This window comes from Pseudomonas vranovensis DSM 16006, from assembly GCF_000425805.1.
Lineage (GTDB): Bacteria > Pseudomonadota > Gammaproteobacteria > Pseudomonadales > Pseudomonadaceae > Aquipseudomonas > Aquipseudomonas vranovensis.
In genome coordinates this window covers 618,068-632,616 of sequence record NZ_AUED01000001.1, presented here as the reverse complement: position 1 = coordinate 632,616, position 14,549 = coordinate 618,068, and the positions used below count along the sequence as shown (strand labels likewise).

At 62.5% G+C, this 14,549-nt stretch carries 16 protein-coding genes; 12 read left to right on the top strand and 4 right to left on the bottom strand.

Going from position 1 to position 14,549, the window contains the following annotated elements; all coding sequences use genetic code 11:
- Positions 1 to 89: 89 nt before the first annotated feature.
- Positions 90 to 1,151 carry a hypothetical protein gene (locus H621_RS0103345; RefSeq protein ID WP_028941996.1) on the top strand — a complete coding sequence of 354 codons (1,062 nt, stop codon included), beginning with the start codon at positions 90 to 92 and terminating at the stop codon, positions 1,149 to 1,151.
- 60 nt (positions 1,152 to 1,211) lie between these two features.
- On the top strand, positions 1,212 to 1,697 hold the full coding sequence (locus tag H621_RS0103340) for a hypothetical protein (protein WP_028941995.1): 486 nt from the start codon (positions 1,212 to 1,214) through the stop codon (positions 1,695 to 1,697).
- Positions 1,698 to 1,738: 41 nt separating this feature from the next.
- Here H621_RS0103340 and H621_RS0103335 read toward each other — a convergent pair whose 3' ends face one another.
- A complete protein-coding gene (locus tag H621_RS0103335; protein WP_028941994.1) occupies positions 1,739 to 2,767 on the bottom strand; it encodes an Ldh family oxidoreductase in 1,029 nt (342 codons plus the stop codon).
- 149 nt (positions 2,768 to 2,916) lie between these two features.
- Between H621_RS0103335 and H621_RS0103330 the strand changes: the two genes are divergently transcribed.
- The 8 genes from H621_RS0103330 (at position 2,917) to H621_RS0103295 (ending at position 10,650) form a co-directional block, all read left to right on the top strand.
- Complete coding sequence (locus H621_RS0103330; RefSeq protein WP_028941993.1) at positions 2,917 to 3,786, top strand: MurR/RpiR family transcriptional regulator; 870 nt, start codon at positions 2,917 to 2,919, stop codon at positions 3,784 to 3,786.
- Between the two features lie 31 nt (positions 3,787 to 3,817).
- A complete protein-coding gene (locus H621_RS0103325; RefSeq protein WP_028941992.1) occupies positions 3,818 to 4,576 on the top strand; it encodes a transporter substrate-binding domain-containing protein in 759 nt (252 codons plus the stop codon).
- An 82-nt stretch (positions 4,577 to 4,658) separates the two neighbouring features.
- Positions 4,659 to 5,378 (top strand): ABC transporter permease, encoded by a 720-nt coding sequence (locus H621_RS0103320; protein WP_028941991.1) that lies wholly within the window; start codon positions 4,659 to 4,661, stop codon positions 5,376 to 5,378.
- Complete coding sequence (locus H621_RS0103315; RefSeq protein WP_028941990.1) at positions 5,375 to 6,085, top strand: ABC transporter permease; 711 nt, start codon at positions 5,375 to 5,377, stop codon at positions 6,083 to 6,085. Before H621_RS0103320 ends, H621_RS0103315 begins: the two co-directional genes overlap by 4 nt.
- A 26-nt stretch (positions 6,086 to 6,111) precedes the next feature.
- Complete coding sequence (locus H621_RS0103310) at positions 6,112 to 7,353, top strand: NAD(P)/FAD-dependent oxidoreductase (protein WP_028941989.1); 1,242 nt, start codon at positions 6,112 to 6,114, stop codon at positions 7,351 to 7,353.
- An 18-nt stretch (positions 7,354 to 7,371) separates the two neighbouring features.
- Positions 7,372 to 8,160, top strand: coding sequence for an amino acid ABC transporter ATP-binding protein (locus H621_RS0103305; RefSeq protein WP_028941988.1), 789 nt, complete (start codon positions 7,372 to 7,374; stop codon positions 8,158 to 8,160).
- A 373-nt stretch (positions 8,161 to 8,533) separates the two neighbouring features.
- Complete coding sequence (locus H621_RS0103300; protein WP_028941987.1) at positions 8,534 to 9,349, top strand: gamma-glutamyl-gamma-aminobutyrate hydrolase family protein; 816 nt, start codon at positions 8,534 to 8,536, stop codon at positions 9,347 to 9,349.
- Between the two features lie 227 nt (positions 9,350 to 9,576).
- Positions 9,577 to 10,650: an NAD(P)-dependent alcohol dehydrogenase gene (locus H621_RS0103295; RefSeq protein ID WP_028941986.1), complete on the top strand. Its 1,074-nt coding sequence runs from the start codon at positions 9,577 to 9,579 to the stop codon at positions 10,648 to 10,650.
- Positions 10,651 to 10,676: 26 nt separating this feature from the next.
- Here H621_RS0103295 and H621_RS0103290 read toward each other — a convergent pair whose 3' ends face one another.
- From H621_RS0103290 to H621_RS0103280, 3 genes are read right to left on the bottom strand one after another with little or no spacing between them, the layout of a single operon-like run.
- The gene (locus H621_RS0103290; protein ID WP_028941985.1) at positions 10,677 to 11,888 is read right to left on the bottom strand and encodes a YeeE/YedE family protein; all 1,212 of its coding nucleotides are present in this window, start codon (positions 11,886 to 11,888) and stop codon (positions 10,677 to 10,679) included.
- A gap of 45 nt (positions 11,889 to 11,933) precedes the next feature.
- On the bottom strand, positions 11,934 to 12,641 hold the full coding sequence (locus H621_RS0103285) for an MOSC domain-containing protein (RefSeq protein WP_028941984.1): 708 nt from the start codon (positions 12,639 to 12,641) through the stop codon (positions 11,934 to 11,936).
- A gap of 6 nt (positions 12,642 to 12,647) precedes the next feature.
- Entirely contained in the window at positions 12,648 to 13,205 is a 558-nt protein-coding gene (locus tag H621_RS0103280) for a MarR family winged helix-turn-helix transcriptional regulator (RefSeq protein ID WP_028941983.1), read from the bottom strand.
- A 126-nt stretch (positions 13,206 to 13,331) separates the two neighbouring features.
- Here H621_RS0103280 and H621_RS0103275 point away from each other — a divergent pair, with 126 nt between their 5' ends.
- Together H621_RS0103275 and H621_RS0103270 are read left to right on the top strand one after the other, a co-directional pair.
- Positions 13,332 to 14,066 carry a hypothetical protein gene (locus H621_RS0103275; protein ID WP_028941982.1) on the top strand — a complete coding sequence of 245 codons (735 nt, stop codon included), beginning with the start codon at positions 13,332 to 13,334 and terminating at the stop codon, positions 14,064 to 14,066.
- Positions 14,067 to 14,158: 92 nt separating this feature from the next.
- Complete coding sequence (locus H621_RS0103270; RefSeq protein ID WP_028941981.1) at positions 14,159 to 14,545, top strand: hypothetical protein; 387 nt, start codon at positions 14,159 to 14,161, stop codon at positions 14,543 to 14,545.
- The last annotated feature ends 4 nt before the right edge of the window (positions 14,546 to 14,549 follow it).

Sequence of the window (14,549 nt, the reverse complement as noted above, 5' to 3'; positions counted from 1 at the left end):
GCCGACGTTTTTCAACCCGGTGGTCGGCGGCAGGGAATGCCGCTGCGAGTCGCTGCTCGGCCTCACTCAATGGAAAAGGAATGCACACCATGAACTGGAACCGCTCGTTTACCGATCTGATCCGCAATGGCCGCGCCGCGTACTGGGGCAACTGGACCCTGGACCAGAAAATGAAAGTCGGCAGTGTCGGCTTTGTGTCCCCCGACAATGGCGACTTCACCCTGGTGCAGGAACAGGCTCCGGGCCTTACCGTCAGCACCCGCAATGCGCCCAACCAATGGAAGCTGTCGTCGAGCAATGTGAAGCGTACCCAGAGCAGCGTCAGCCTGGATGGCTCCGCCACCGACCCTGAAACCGGTACCAAGATCACCGCAGGCACGGAGGTCAAGTGGGACTTTGCCTCCTCCGGTTCCATCGCCTCGGAGTTCGGCATTGCCTCGGAGTCGTACCTGGCCGACCTCACCGTCCTGACCCAAGCGCAAACCCTGCAGTGGCTCAAAGACCAGGCGAGCCGGGTCAGTATGGCCTCGAGCAACGGCATCGCCCAAGGTTTTGGCGTGATCACCAGCGTCATCTACGCCACCAGCGGGCTGAACGTCGGCTCACAGGACAACAGCTCCTCGTTCTCGGTCACCGGCTCTGTCGGTGGCGTGCAGGACCTGTTGGCCAGCGCCGACGCCAAGGGCTCTTATGTGTCGACCAACCAGACCAAAAGCGTCGACCAGCACCTATGGCCCGACAAGGCCAGCACCTTGGCCAGCCAGCCGATCCCGATCGCCTACACCTTTGCGTCGTTCGACGGCGACCTGTTGATCCCCAACTGGATCACTCGCCTGGGCGGCCTGCAGATCCTGTTCAACAACAAGCCTGGCTGCACCTACATCACCGACATCACCCTCGACTACGACACCCCCACCGGCAAGCAGCACCAGTCGTTCAGCCTCAGCGGCGGCCTGTCGAAAACCGTCGGCAACATCCCGCTCAATGCCACCAACATTACCGCCCAGGTCAAGTTCAAGGGCGTGATGAACAGCGACAACTACAGCTTCAGCTGGCCCAGCCCGCTGGGCCAGTGGCTGACCGGCAGCCGGGAAATCCAGATGACCGGTGTATGGCCAGGCAAGACCTCGGCCCAGGACCTTCAGCGTTGAGCTGCGTGCTGATCACTCAATAAAAAAGCAGCCCGCAAGGGCTGCCGCGAGGACACCATCATGTGTAAATGCACATCGGATTTTTTGGTCAAACACGTCCGGATCCTTGGCCAGCGCCAGCCTGACGACCTGTACAACGAACTGATCATGCGTGATCTGGAAATACCCAGGCAGGCGATGGTCATTCTCAACGAGCCCATCACCAACAACCGTGAGAGCGTGGTCCACCGCGCGGGTATTGTGTTGCAGGCAAGGGCCGAAGAGTTCGGCCATGAATACCCCAACACCGTGATGTTCATGGATCTGACGACCTTGCAACAGGTCTGCACAACGCTGGACTCGTTACCGTCCAACCGACAGGACTTCAACTGCCGGGTGCGCATCCCCTGGATCGTGACGTGGAAAGGCGTCAGCAACTATGAAGTCATCGAGAATGCTTCAGGCTTTGCCGCCTCCACCGATGACAACGGCTACTGCAACCATTACCGCGCGCCGTTGACCGACGCGCAAAGCTATACCAATAACTGGAGCCCTAAAGGTCTGTAGCCACAAACCCCATCGTCAACCGTCGACGATGGGGTTCATCTTCATGCCTGCGCCATCGCCTGCAATTGCTCAAGCTCCTGCACCGTCAGGCTCACGCCCTCCTGGTCGGAGACCTCGCGCTCGCGAAAACGCCGCTCGCCCGGCATACGACTCAACCCCACCGCGTGCATCTGCTCCACCAACTGCCGGCTGCGCTCGGCAAAGTGATTGCCTTCAGCCTTGGCCGGATCAATGACAATGATCAATTGGCCGGTCCAGGGGGTTTTCGCCCCAGGGTGCTGTGACCAGTCGAACTCGAACGAGAAGTTGCCACCGGTCAACGCCGCAGCCAACAGCTCGACCATCATCGACAGTGCCGAGCCCTTGTGCCCGCCAAAAGGCAGCAATGCGCCGCCGTCGAGAATCTTGCGCGGATCGCGAGTCGGCTGGCCCTCGCTGTCTACACCGATGCCATCGGGCAGCATCTCACCCTTGCGCGCAGCGATCTGAACATCACCATGGGCCATGGCGCTGGTGGCCATGTCGAACACGATAGGGTCGCTCTCGGCACACGGCGCGGCAAAGGCAATCGGATTGGTGCCGAACAGTGGCTGGCGGGCACCGTGGGGCACCACGCAGGTCATGCTGTTGACCACGCTCAAGGCCACCAGCCCCTCTTCGGCAAACGGCTCGACATCGGGCCAGAGCGCAGCGAAATGATGCGAGTTGTGGATAGCCAGCACGGCGATCCCGGCACTGCGGGCCTTCTTCACCAGCAGCTCGCGGGCTGCCGCCAGGGCTGGCTGGGCGAACCCGCCGCCGGCATCGACGCGCACGAAACCACTGGCCACATCATCCACCACCGGCACCGCCTGGCCATCGACCCAGCCGCTGGCCAAGGTCGACACATAACCGGGAATACGGAACACGCCATGACTGTGAGCGCCGTCGCGCTGGGCGCTGGCGCAATTGTAGGCAAGGCTGGCGGCTACCGCATCACGGGTGCCGTTATGAACAAAAATGCGGTGCAACAAGGCCTGCAAGTCGGCAAAGGCAATCTGCGTGACAGCAGTGTCGGGGCGTGCGGACATCTGAAGCTCCCTTTTTGGATTTGGTATGGGCTGCAGCGCTGGGCATGGCGGGAACTCTCGCGCAGTGACAGCAAACTGTCAAATGTTGACTTGATGACAGAAAACATTCATTTTCTGTTTCCAAGTGCAACCGCCTTCGAGAACTGCCCGTGAGCCAACCGATCAAGCAACGCCTGGAAAACAGCCTGCACAACGCAGCGGCTTCGGGTCGCAAGATCGCCAGCTACATGCTCGCCAACCTCACCGACCTGCCGTTTGAAACCTCGGCAAGCCTGGCAGCGAAAATCGGCGTCAGTGAGTCCAGTGTCGGGCGGTTCTGCCGTGCCCTGGGCTATGAGCACCTCAAGGCGCTCAAACACGATCTCAAGGACGATCTGGGCGATGGCCCCTGGCTGGTCGGTGATCGTTTGCAAGAATTCCGCCAACACCATGGCAAGGATGCCGCCGGCATCGCCCGCAGCCTTGAGCAAGAAGTCGGGGCGCTGGTGCGGGTCTATGAGTACAGCCGTACCGACGCCTGGCAAACCGTCAGCCAGCGCCTGGCGCAGCGGCGCAAGGTGTTCGTCGCCGGCTTTCAGACCGAGCGCGGCATCGCCCTGTGCATGACCCACCTGCTGCAGTACTTGCGCGATGGCGTGCAGGTGGTTGACGGCAGTGCCGGGCATTTTGGCGAGGTACTGCTCAGCGACCCGGCCGACAGCGCCCTGGTGGTGTTCGAAGCGCGTCGTTACTCACGCCATGCCCTGACCCTGTGCCGCAAGGCACACGAGGCGGGCATCCCGGTAACACTGGTAACCGACACCTTTTGTGACTGGGCCGATGCCAACGCCGATGAGGTGTTTCGTATCCCCACCGAATTCAATCTGTTCTGGGAGTCCACCGCGACGATGCTGTCGTGGGTACACCTGATGGTCAACGAGGTCTGCAAGAAGCTAGGACCGGATGTTGAAAAACGCTTGGAAGCAACTGCCGCTCTACACAACGAATTCGTTGGCTACACGTCAACGAGCAAACAATAGCAAGAGTGCAAACAACAGATCGAGGTGTGACATGAAACCCGTTATCCGCTTTGCAGGTGCGTGCGCCCTGCTGCTCGCCGGCATCACTTCGGCCCATGCCGAGACCCTCAAGATTGCCACTGAAGGCGCATACCCGCCGTTCAACTATGTCGATTCGGATAACCAGCTGCACGGCTTTGATGTGGACATCACCAAGGCCCTGTGCGAGCAGATGAAAGTCGAATGCACCCTCGTTGCCCAGGACTGGGAAGGCATCATCCCGGCGCTGATGGCCAAGAAGTACGACGCGGTGGTGGCCTCGATGATCGACACCCAGGAGCGGCGCAAGAAAATTGCCTTCACCAACCACTACTACAAGACCCCGCTGTCGGTTGCCGTACCCAAGGACAGCGAGATCAGCGACGCCCAGACCGATTTCAAGGGCTACACGGTCGGCGCGCAAGCCTCCTCGACCCAGGCCATCTACGCTGAAGACGTCTATGGCAAGGCCGGTGCCGACGTCAAACTCTACCCTACCCTCGATGAAGCCAATGCCGACCTCGCGGCCGGGCGCCTGGACGGTGTGATCGCCGACAAGTTCCCCCTCCACGAATGGCTGGGCAAGGCCGGCAAGGACTGCTGCAAGATCCTTGGCGACGTCAACGGCACCAAGGCCGACGCCTCGATTGCCGTGCGCAAGGAAGACACCGCCCTGCGTGAGCGGCTGAACAAAGCCCTGGACGAAATCGTCGCCAACGGCACCTACCAGAAGATCGCCAGTCGTTACTTCGACTTCGATATCTATCAGTGAGTAATCGCGGGGCGACGTCTCGACTTGCCCCGCGATCAACCCATAGAAGCACCGCTCACTCTTCCAGCAAGAGGGTTCGCCCATGCTCGACCAACTGTCCCTGTTATCTTTCGCCAGCGGCGGCTGGGGCCAGGCCCTGCTGGCCGGCGCCCTGGTGACCATTTCGCTGGCCCTGGCCTGCCTGCCGATCGGTTTGCCGCTGGGCCTGGGCGTGGCGCTGATGGCCCGCTCGCCCAAGCGTTTTCCGCGGGCCGTGGCGACCGTGTTCTCCACGGTTTTCCGTGGCCTGCCTGAACTGCTCACCCTGCTGATCATCTACTACGGCTGCCAGATCGCCGCGCAGAAAATCCTCGCTGCCATGGGCTATGAAGGCGAAGTGATGATCAACACCTTCCTGGCCGCAATGATTGCCTTCAGCCTGGTATTCGCCGCCTTCTCCAGCGAAATCTGGCTGGGTGCCTTCAAGACTGTCGCCAAAGGCCAGTACGAAGCCTCCCAGGCCCTGGGCCTGAGCAAGGCCACCACCTTTCGCAAAGTGGTGTTCCCGCAACTGGTACGCATTGCCATGCCGGGGTTGTCGAACAACTGGCTGTCGCTGCTCAAGGACACCTCGCTGGTCTCGACCATCTCGCTGGTCGACCTGATGCGCCAGACCAACCTTGCCGTCAGCGTGACCAAGGAGCCGATGTTCTTCTATGGCGTCGCCTGCCTGGGCTATCTGCTGTTCTCGGCACTGTCGGGCCGGGTCTTCGTGTACATCGAACAGTATTTCAGTCGCCACATGCGGAGCGCCCGGACATGAGCTTCGATCAACTGCTGGCACTGGTACTGGACCCCGACCTGCTCGAACGCTACGGCCCTCGCTTTATCGACGGCCTGCTGGTGACCGGCAAGCTGGTGGCGATTTCCTTCACCCTGGGCGCCCTGCTGGGCATGCTCCTGGCTCTGGCGCGGCTGTCGAACAACGTGCTGTTGCAGCGCTTCAGCGCCGGCTACATCTACTTCTTCCGTGGCTCGCCACTGCTGGCGCAGCTGTTCCTGCTGTACTACGGCCTGGGCTCGCTCAAGGGTTTCTGGCAGGACGTCGGCCTGTGGTGGTTTTTCCGTGACGCCTGGTACTGCACGGTACTCGCCTTCACCCTCAATACCGCGGCCTACCAGGCGGAGATCTTTCGTGGCAGCCTGCTGGCCGTTGCCCCCGGCCAGTACGAGGCGGCCAAGGCCTTGAGCCTTAAACGCTCGACGACTTTTTTCAAGGTGATCCTGCCGCAGTCGCTGATCGTTGCCATCGGCCCGCTGGGCAATGAACTGATCCTGATGATCAAGGCCAGTGCGATTGCATCGCTGGTGACCATCTACGACCTGATGGGCGTGACCAAGCTGGCCTTCTCGCGCAGCTTCGACTTCCAGATCTACCTGTGGGCCGCCGTGCTCTACCTGCTGATCGTCGAGATCGTGCGCCGCAGCCTCAAACACATAGAAGCCCGACTGGGCCGCCACCTGCGCTGATTGCCTGCTCTGTGAGGATCGTTCCAATGCATTGTCAAACCATCGTTCTGGGCGCCGGGATTGTCGGCGTCAGTACGGCCCTTTACCTGCAGGCCCGCGGGCGCAAGGTCATCCTCATCGACCGCGACGAGCCTGGCAGCGGCACCAGCCATGGCAACGCCGGGCTGATCGAGCGCTCGAGCGTCATTCCCTATGCCTTCCCCCGCGAGCTGTCGAGCCTGCTGCGCTACGGCCTCAATCGCCAGTCCGACGTGCGCTACAGCCTCACCCACGTACCGAAGATCGCCCCCTGGCTGTTCAAATATTGGCAAAACTCCTCCACCGCCGGCCTGGCCGTGGCCACCCGTGCCATGCTGCCGCTGGTGGAGCGCTGCGTGGAAGAGCACGATGCCCTGATCGAAGCGGCAGGGCTTGGCGAGCTGGTCAAGGCCAACGGCTGGATCGAGGTGTTTCGCAACGACGCCGCCTTCAGCAAGGCAAAGGTCGATGCCCATGCGCTCAAGCCCTATGGGCTGAACTACGAAATACTCGACCGCCAGCAACTGCATGCCCGTGAAGCGGACCTCACCCCTGATGTGGTCGGCGGCATCCACTGGCTCGACCCCAAGACGGTCACCAGCCCCGGCGCCCTGACCCGTGGCTACGCCGCGCTGTTCGTCAAACGCGGTGGCCAGTTCATCCATGGCGATGCGCGCACGCTGCGCCAGATCGACAGCGAGTGGCAGGTCGACAGCCGCCAGGGCCCGATCACCGCGCCCGAGGTGGTGATTGCCCTGGGTCCGCAGGCAGGCGACCTGTTCAAGCCGCTGGGCTACCGCATCCCGCTGGAGATCAAGCGCGGCTACCACATGCACTACCAGGGCCGTGACGGTGCCCAGCTCAAGCACTCGATCTGCGATGGCCAGGGCGGCTATGTGCTGGCGCCGATGGCCCAGGGCATTCGGCTGACGACCGGCATCGAGTTTGCCGCCAGCAGCGATGCCGCCAACGAGATCCAACTGCAGCGCTGCGAAGCCTTGGCGCGCAAGATCTTCCCGCTGGGCAAGCGCGTCGACGCCCAACCCTGGCTGGGCCGACGCCCGTGCCTGCCCGACATGCGCCCGGTCATTGGCCCCGCCGCAGGGCACAAAGGCCTGTGGTTCAACTTCGGCCACGCCCACCATGGCCTGACCCTGGGCCCGGTCAGCGGCCGCTTGCTGGCCGAGATGATGACCGGCGAAACCACCTTCACCGACCCTGCGCCCTACAGCGCGGCACGCTTCAATTGATCGCGGGAGAATAACAACATGACCGCTTCACTGAGCCTTGCATCCAGCCACCCTGCCGCGCAAACCGACCCGCGCAAGGTCGTGGTGCGTATCGAGGGGCTGAACAAACACTACGGCGCCTTCCATGTGCTGCGCGACATCAACCTCAACGTGCGCGAGGGCGAACGCATCGTCCTGTGCGGGCCTTCGGGGTCGGGCAAGTCGACCTTGATCCGCTGCATCAACCGCCTGGAAATCGCCGAGCATGGCAGCATCCGTGTCAACGACACCGACCTCGCCCTGACCACCCGTGAAGCGGGCCAGGTGCGCAGCGAAATCGGCATGGTGTTCCAGCACTTCAACCTGTTCCCGCACATGAGCGTGCTGGACAACTGCACCCTGGCGCCGATGACCGTACGCGGCCTGTCACGCAAGGAAGCCGAGGAGCGTGCGCGGTTCTATTTGAACAAAGTGGGCATCGAAAGCCAGGCCGGCAAATACCCCAGCCAGCTCTCCGGTGGCCAGCAGCAACGGGTGGCGATTGCCCGGGCGCTGTGCATGAAGCCGAAGATCATGCTGTTCGACGAGCCGACCTCGGCGCTGGACCCGGAAATGGTCGCCGAAGTGCTGGATGTGCTGGTGAAACTGGCCGACACCGGCATGACCATGCTCTGCGTGACCCACGAGATGGGCTTCGCCCGACAGGTGGCCGAGCGCGTGTTGTTTCTCGACGGCGGGCAGATCATCGAGGATGCCAGCCCCGAGGCGTTCTTCAACAACCCGCAGAGTGCGCGGGCCAAGGGGTTTCTTGCGCAGATTCTGCACTGACTGAACACATCGCGGGGCAAGTCTCGACTTGCCCCGCGATGTATTGATCAAGCCAATGTGAACGTCAGCACCGCGCGCCTGCGCACCTCCCACCCCGAAGCGCTGTTAATAATAATTAACTGCGAAATCGACGCCCGCACCGTGCCATCTGGCCTGCAGCCCTAAAATTGCACTTATGCAATGAGAGCCTTCGCCTGCGCAATCTGAAGTCGTTTGACATATTAAACGGCTCTGGCAAGCTGTATGACAGGTTTCGACCGGAAATGCTGGCCTAGCGCGGCGTTCCGGCAGTGCTCGAAACCTCAGGTAGCGCCCAGGTTTCAATTGCGCGCCTGCACAATAATGACAGGCCGCGCCTGTCCCAAGGTGACATATGCCCAACAGCAACATTGGCAATAAGAATCAAACCCTTCGTAAACCCGTCGTCCTGATGACCATGGGCTCCCAGGAGCGCAAAGGTCACGATTATCAGGTCATGACCCACAAATACATTACCCCTCTGGTTGAACACGCTGGCTGCGTTCCGGTGCTGGTTCCGACCTGCTGCGGCGTCGAAGACCTGGAAACCTACCTGGACATGGCCGATGGCGTGTACCTGACCGGTGCCGGCAGCAACATCGACCCGGCCCTGTACGGCCAGGAGAACGAAACCCCGGGCAAAGGCCAGGACCGCAACCGCGACCTGTTCGACATTCCGCTGGTCAAGCTTGCCATCGCCCGCGGCCTGCCGATCTTCGGTATCTGCCGTGGCATGCAGGAAATCAACGTGGCCCTGGGGGGTGACATCTACCAGAAGGTCTACGCCGAGCCTGGCTTCAACGATCACCGGGAAAACCCGGAAGATCCGGTCGATGTGCAGTACAGCGCGGTTCACAGCGTGCGTATCGAGCAAGGCACCTGGCTGCAGAAGCTGCTCAAGACTGACGAGATCCGCGTCAACTCGCTGCACGGCCAGGGCCTGAAAAACCTCGGCAAGGGCATCGAGCCACTGGCCCGCGCCGAAGACGGCCTGGTCGAGGCCATTCACGCGCCAAGCCTGTCGCCGTTCCTGTTCGCCGTTCAGTGGCACCCGGAATGGCACGCCGCGAAGAACCCGGACTCCGTGAAGATGTTCGAAGCCTTCGGTGAAGCCTGCCGCAAGCAAGTGGCCAAGGTATCGGGCGTAAAGAAGCTTAGCTCCGCCGCCTGATGCAAACATTGTGGGGCAACTGCCCTTGTAGCCGCTGCCGCCAGGCTGCACAGCAGTCGCCCTGCTAATTCTACGGCCGCTTCGCGGCCGATCGCAGCCTGCTGGCAGCGGCTACTCCCCGCGATGCTTTTTAATGATCCCCATCAATAGCAATCCCCGCCCAACACGCGCACCCTGAACGAAGACTGCACGACCCAGCCACGCACACCTGTTCAGGAGAAATGGCCATGTCCCGCATGAAAGCGGCAATCTTCGTCGAGAAGAACCGCATTGTTCTGGATGAAAAACCCATTCCCGAAGTGGGTCCCTCCGATGCGCTGCTGCGCATTACCACCACCACCCTCTGCGGCACCGACGTGCATATCCTGCGCGGCGAGTACCCGGTCGCCAAGGGCCTGACCATCGGTCACGAGCCGGTCGGCATCATCGAAAAACTCGGCTCACAGGTCCAGGGCTTCATCGAAGGCCAGCGGGTGATCGCCGGCGCCATCACGCCCAGCGGCCACAGCTACGCCTGCCTGTGCGGTTGTGCTTCGCAGGACGGCCCCGGCACCGCGCACGGCTTTCGCCCGGCAGGTGGCTGGAAATTCGGCAATACCATCGACGGTTGCCAGGCCGAGTACGTCCTGGTGCCCGATGCCATGGCCAACCTGTCACCGATTCCCGATGGGCTGAGCGATGAGCAGGTGCTGATGTGCCCGGACATCATGTCCACCGGGTTCTCCGGAGCTGAACGCGGGGGCGTGCGCATTGGTGACACCGTCGCGGTATTTGCCCTGGGACCGATTGGCTTGTGCGCTGTGGCCGGGGCCAAGTTGATGGGTGCAACCACTATCATCGGCGTCGACACAGTCCCCGCGCGCCTGAGTGTTGCCCGCCAACTGGGGGCTACCCACGTGGTCGATTTCAATCAAGGCAACGTGGTGGAGCAGATCATGGCCTTGACCCATGGCCGGGGTGTGGACGTGTCGATCGAAGCCCTTGGCACTCAATCGACCTTCGAGTCGGCGCTGCGCGTCCTGCGTCCGGGCGGCACGCTGTCGAGCCTTGGGGTGTACTCGTCCGACCTGAGCATTCCGCTGTCGGCCTTTGCCGCCGGCCTGGGTGACTACAGCATTGTCAGTACCCTGTGCCCCGGCGGCAAGGAGCGCATGCGCCGGTTGATGGAAGTGGTAGGCAGTGGCAGCGTCGACCTCAAGCCACTGGTGACCCACCGCTTCAAGCTCGACGATATCGAAGCGGCCTACGAGCTGTTCGCCCATCAGCGTGACGGGGTGATGAAAGTAGCGATCACCCCGTAAGCCCAGGCACGTGCCAGCGTGCAGTATCAGCAGCCGCTGAGCTGCACCGGGCGCCGCTCGCCGACAAAGAAAAACGGGCGCAGGCGCACGCCCACCAGGTTGCCGGCATAGGCGGCGACCAGCCACAACCAGCCATGCAGGCTGCCCGAGGCAATACCACTGAAGTACGCACCGATGTTGCAGCCATAGGCCAGACGCGAGCCGTACCCCAGCAGCAAGCCGCCCACCACCGCCGCGACCAGTGAACGCAGCGGAATGTTGAGGTTCGGCGCAAAGCGCCCGGCAAGCCCGGCGGCGAGCAAGGCCCCCAGCACGATACCGATGTCCATGACCGTGGTGATGTCCTGCCAGAGCGGCGAAGCCAGGGCCTTGGCGTTGGCAGGCGCTTGCCAGAACACCCAGCTGCCGACATCCACGCCCAGCCCGCTCAAGGTCTTGGCGCCCCACAAGGCGAACGCCGAGGTAATGCCCCAGGGGCGACCGGCCAGCGCCAGGGTGGCGTAGTTGAGGAGTGCCAGCGCTACCGCGCCCCACACCAGCGGCCAGGGCCCTTGCAGGAAACGGCGCAAGCCGCGCACATCGCTCTGCACCGGCGACTCCAGTTGTCCGTGACGGCGCTTCTCCAGCAAACGGGTCAGCCAGGCGATGGCGGCAAACACCCCCAGGCTCGCCACCAGGGCCGGCATCACGCCCCATTCCTTGACGATCGACGTGGCAGGCAATGAAGGCAGCGCAAACCACCAATCGGCATGGTGGGTCGCGGTCACCGAACCGATGATGAAGAACAGCAGCGTCACCAGCATGCGCGCATTGCCGCCGCCCACCGTGAACAGCGTGCCCGACGCACAACCGCCGCCCATCTGCATGCCGATACCGAAGATGAACGCACCGAACACCACCGACACCCCGATCGGGGCGACCAGCCCGGTCACTGGCGTGCCGAACAGGGTGCCTGCACTCAAGGCCGGGAAAAACAGCAGCACGGCCACGCTGAGCATGACCATCTGCGCACGCAGGCCAGCACCGCGGCGTTCGGTGATGAACACCCGCCAGGCCGAGGTAAAGCCGAAGGCAGCATGGTAAAGCGTCAGCCCCAGGGCCGCGCCGACGATTAGCAGCAAGACCTGTTGCAGGCCGGCGGCGCTGTTGAGGAAGAACGCACCTGCCAGCAACAGCGCCAGCGCACACATCGGAACAGTGAAGCGGCGCTCAGGCGCTGCTGAAATGGTAAGACCCATCGTGGTACTCGGATAAAGGCAGAACGGGTCGCGAGTATACCCCGATCAGACCGGTCGTTCGATGCCAGGACCCTGCAGCCGCGGCGCCCAGTCTTCGACTTCGGCCTTTTCCAGACGGCGCTCCAGGGTACGCCGCCAGGAGGGTGCCAGTGGCAGTGCCAGGCACTGGCGCAGAATGTCGGCGTCCACCTGCTTGTCGAACAACACTGACGATAACCGCGCCACAGACCATTTCGGGCAAGGCCGTTCGATCAATTCGATCAGCGCCCCTGCAGCCACCATGCCCTCCTCCAGCACGCGGTAATACCAGCCGGTACGGCCACTCTGCTGGACCCTTAACGACATGTCCCTGACCCCAAAGCGGTCATTGAGCTTCCAGCACGGCATGCGCCCCTGGGAGATTTCCAGCACCGCGCTGCCCACCCTCAGGCGATCCCCTAGGCACACCGTGTGCTCGGTCCAGCCGTAGGTGCTGAAGTTCTCGCCGAAGGCACCCGGCGCCTGCAGCAGTGGATGGCCACCCAGTTCCAGGGCCCATGCGTCGTAATGCTCGCGGGGGTAATGATGGATCGCCTTTTCCTTGCCGCCGTGTACCCGCAGGTCGCCCTGTTCGTCGCCGGCCAGGCCCAGCGCGGTCACCGCGACCTCCCCGGTACGCGGCTGCTTGTCGATGGCACTGTGCGAGCCCGGCCGGGTGTAGAGCACCGCCCTGCCGGTGAGTACGGTATCAAGCATCACGAGGTTTACCGTCATGGGCAGTCACTCCGTCAGTTCGGCGAGCTGATGCTCGCGGCAGATCAAATCGCATTCGGCCACGGCCAAAGGCTCCCGGGTCAGTTCACAAAAACCACCGGTGGCCGTAATGCGATGAAAGCGGCAGGTCTTGCACAGGCCGAAACCCGGTACGTTTTCGTTGCGCTGGAGGGTGCGCAACAGGTCGGCCAGCAACCCCTCCAGGTCCTGGGCGCGCGCGCCCATGCGCTCGGTGGCGGCGACCAGGAAGTCCGGCGGCATTACCGCGTCGAGCAAGGCCCGGGCGGGTTCGGTCAGGCTCAAGTGTACGCTGCGTTTGTCACTCACCGCCTGGGTCTTGAGGATCAAGCCCTTGGCCTCCAGGGCCTTGAGCGACTGCGACACCGTCCCCTTGGTCAGCCCCAGGTACTCGGTCACCGCCAGCGGCGTGTTGGAGTAGCGGTTGCAACGCGCCAAATACAGCAAGGCGCTCAATTGAATGGGCTGCAGATCCGCCAACAGCGGGTGCTGGCGAAACCAGACGCGGGTCAGGCTCGACAGCCTTTCCAACAGGTCGAATAGCACGGCGGGTGGCCTCGATTGATGACGTCGATAGATAGTATCGAATAAAAACTATATTGACAAAGACCGGGATAGGCTTAGGCTGTTTGGTATCGATTCGAAACCATAATCCCAAGTCGGAGTCATCCCATGAAACGCACACTCGCCTTCACCCTCACCTTGCTCTCCACCCAGGCCTGGGCCCATGAAAGCCCCGGCATCACCAGTGCCAAAGGCAATGCCGAGGCCGCCTTCGATCTGGTCCATACCCGGGTCTACAAGCAAGGTGACAACCTGGTGTTCGAGCAACTGGTCGACGGCAAGGCCGGCAGCCGCCTGCCCACGGCCAAGGGCGCGTTTGCCGGCGCCGAGGTCTACAGTTACGTGTGGCCCACCAGTCTTGACAGCAGCAGCGTAGGCTTCGACGCCAAGGCCGGCATCCTGGCCCTGGCCCTGACCTCGCATCCGGACTTCGACGACACACCCAAGCTCGATGAAAACCGTGACGGCAAGGCCGACAACGACGGTGGCCTGTGGCACTCCCACTGGGTGGTGTTGAGCAAGGATGAAAGCTGTGGCCCGGGCGGGCTCAAGGTGCGGGACATCCCCGAGGGGGCAAAACCGACGCTTCCGGCCACCTGGCCGGGTGCGCCGATCTACATCGATTCCCCCGGCTACGACCTGAGCCTGGACAAGAATGCTGCGCGGATCAGCGTGCCGCTGGCGGCAGTGGGCTTTCCACAGGGCTTCAACTACGACGGCGTGACGGCGGCGCTGAAGATCAATGCCGACCTGCACAACCCGTTGCTGTGCGTAAGCAGTGTGTGGGATGTCAGCTCGGGGGACCTGTCGTTGCCGGGCCGTTGGACGCTTAATAAGCAGTAATCTATCGCGGGGCAAGCCCGCTCCCACCCGTTTGTGAGTACCAGTGGGATCGGGCTTGCCCCGCGATCAACGCTGTAGCTATGCTCAAGCACATGGACACCACCCCGCCCACCCGTTCCCCCTGCCCGCCCGGCGCCTGCGATTGCGGCCGTGAAACGCTGCAGGACCTGCGCATCCTGCTGCTCACCCGGCTAGAAGAAAAGCGCCTGCTCGAACGCCTGGAAAACCTGCAGAGCCTGGCCGACCTCGAGCATATGCAGCGCAAGCTGTACGAGAACCTGGGCATTCGCCTGCGTATCAGTCCAAGCTTCAACGAAGTGCGGACCATGCGTGGTTTCACCATCCAGATCGACGACCTGCCGGGCCTGTGCCGCAAGACCCGCCAGAGTATTCCTGCCGCCATACGCCGGGCCCTGGAGCGTCAGCCGGAGATTGCCTACCGGCTGCTCGATGCCCACGACCTGTTGCGCGACGCCTGACCGC

Bases quoted from the DNA above. Each gene is read 5' to 3' on its own strand.
- H621_RS0103345 (WP_028941996.1), top strand. From the start codon at position 90: ATGAACTGGAACCGCTCGTTTACCGATCTGATCCGCAATGGCCGCGCC.
- H621_RS0103340 (WP_028941995.1), top strand. From the start codon at position 1,212: ATGTGTAAATGCACATCGGATTTTTTGGTCAAACACGTCCGGATCCTT.
- H621_RS0103335 (WP_028941994.1), bottom strand. From the start codon at position 2,767: ATGTCCGCACGCCCCGACACTGCTGTCACGCAGATTGCCTTTGCCGAC.
- H621_RS0103325 (WP_028941992.1), top strand. From the start codon at position 3,818: ATGAAACCCGTTATCCGCTTTGCAGGTGCGTGCGCCCTGCTGCTCGCC.
- H621_RS0103320 (WP_028941991.1), top strand. From the start codon at position 4,659: ATGCTCGACCAACTGTCCCTGTTATCTTTCGCCAGCGGCGGCTGGGGC.
- H621_RS0103315 (WP_028941990.1), top strand. From the start codon at position 5,375: ATGAGCTTCGATCAACTGCTGGCACTGGTACTGGACCCCGACCTGCTC.
- H621_RS0103310 (WP_028941989.1), top strand. From the start codon at position 6,112: ATGCATTGTCAAACCATCGTTCTGGGCGCCGGGATTGTCGGCGTCAGT.
- H621_RS0103305 (WP_028941988.1), top strand. From the start codon at position 7,372: ATGACCGCTTCACTGAGCCTTGCATCCAGCCACCCTGCCGCGCAAACC.
- H621_RS0103300 (WP_028941987.1), top strand. From the start codon at position 8,534: ATGCCCAACAGCAACATTGGCAATAAGAATCAAACCCTTCGTAAACCC.
- H621_RS0103295 (WP_028941986.1), top strand. From the start codon at position 9,577: ATGTCCCGCATGAAAGCGGCAATCTTCGTCGAGAAGAACCGCATTGTT.
- H621_RS0103290 (WP_028941985.1), bottom strand. From the start codon at position 11,888: ATGGGTCTTACCATTTCAGCAGCGCCTGAGCGCCGCTTCACTGTTCCG.
- H621_RS0103285 (WP_028941984.1), bottom strand. From the start codon at position 12,641: ATGACGGTAAACCTCGTGATGCTTGATACCGTACTCACCGGCAGGGCG.
- H621_RS0103275 (WP_028941982.1), top strand. From the start codon at position 13,332: ATGAAACGCACACTCGCCTTCACCCTCACCTTGCTCTCCACCCAGGCC.
- H621_RS0103270 (WP_028941981.1), top strand. From the start codon at position 14,159: ATGGACACCACCCCGCCCACCCGTTCCCCCTGCCCGCCCGGCGCCTGC.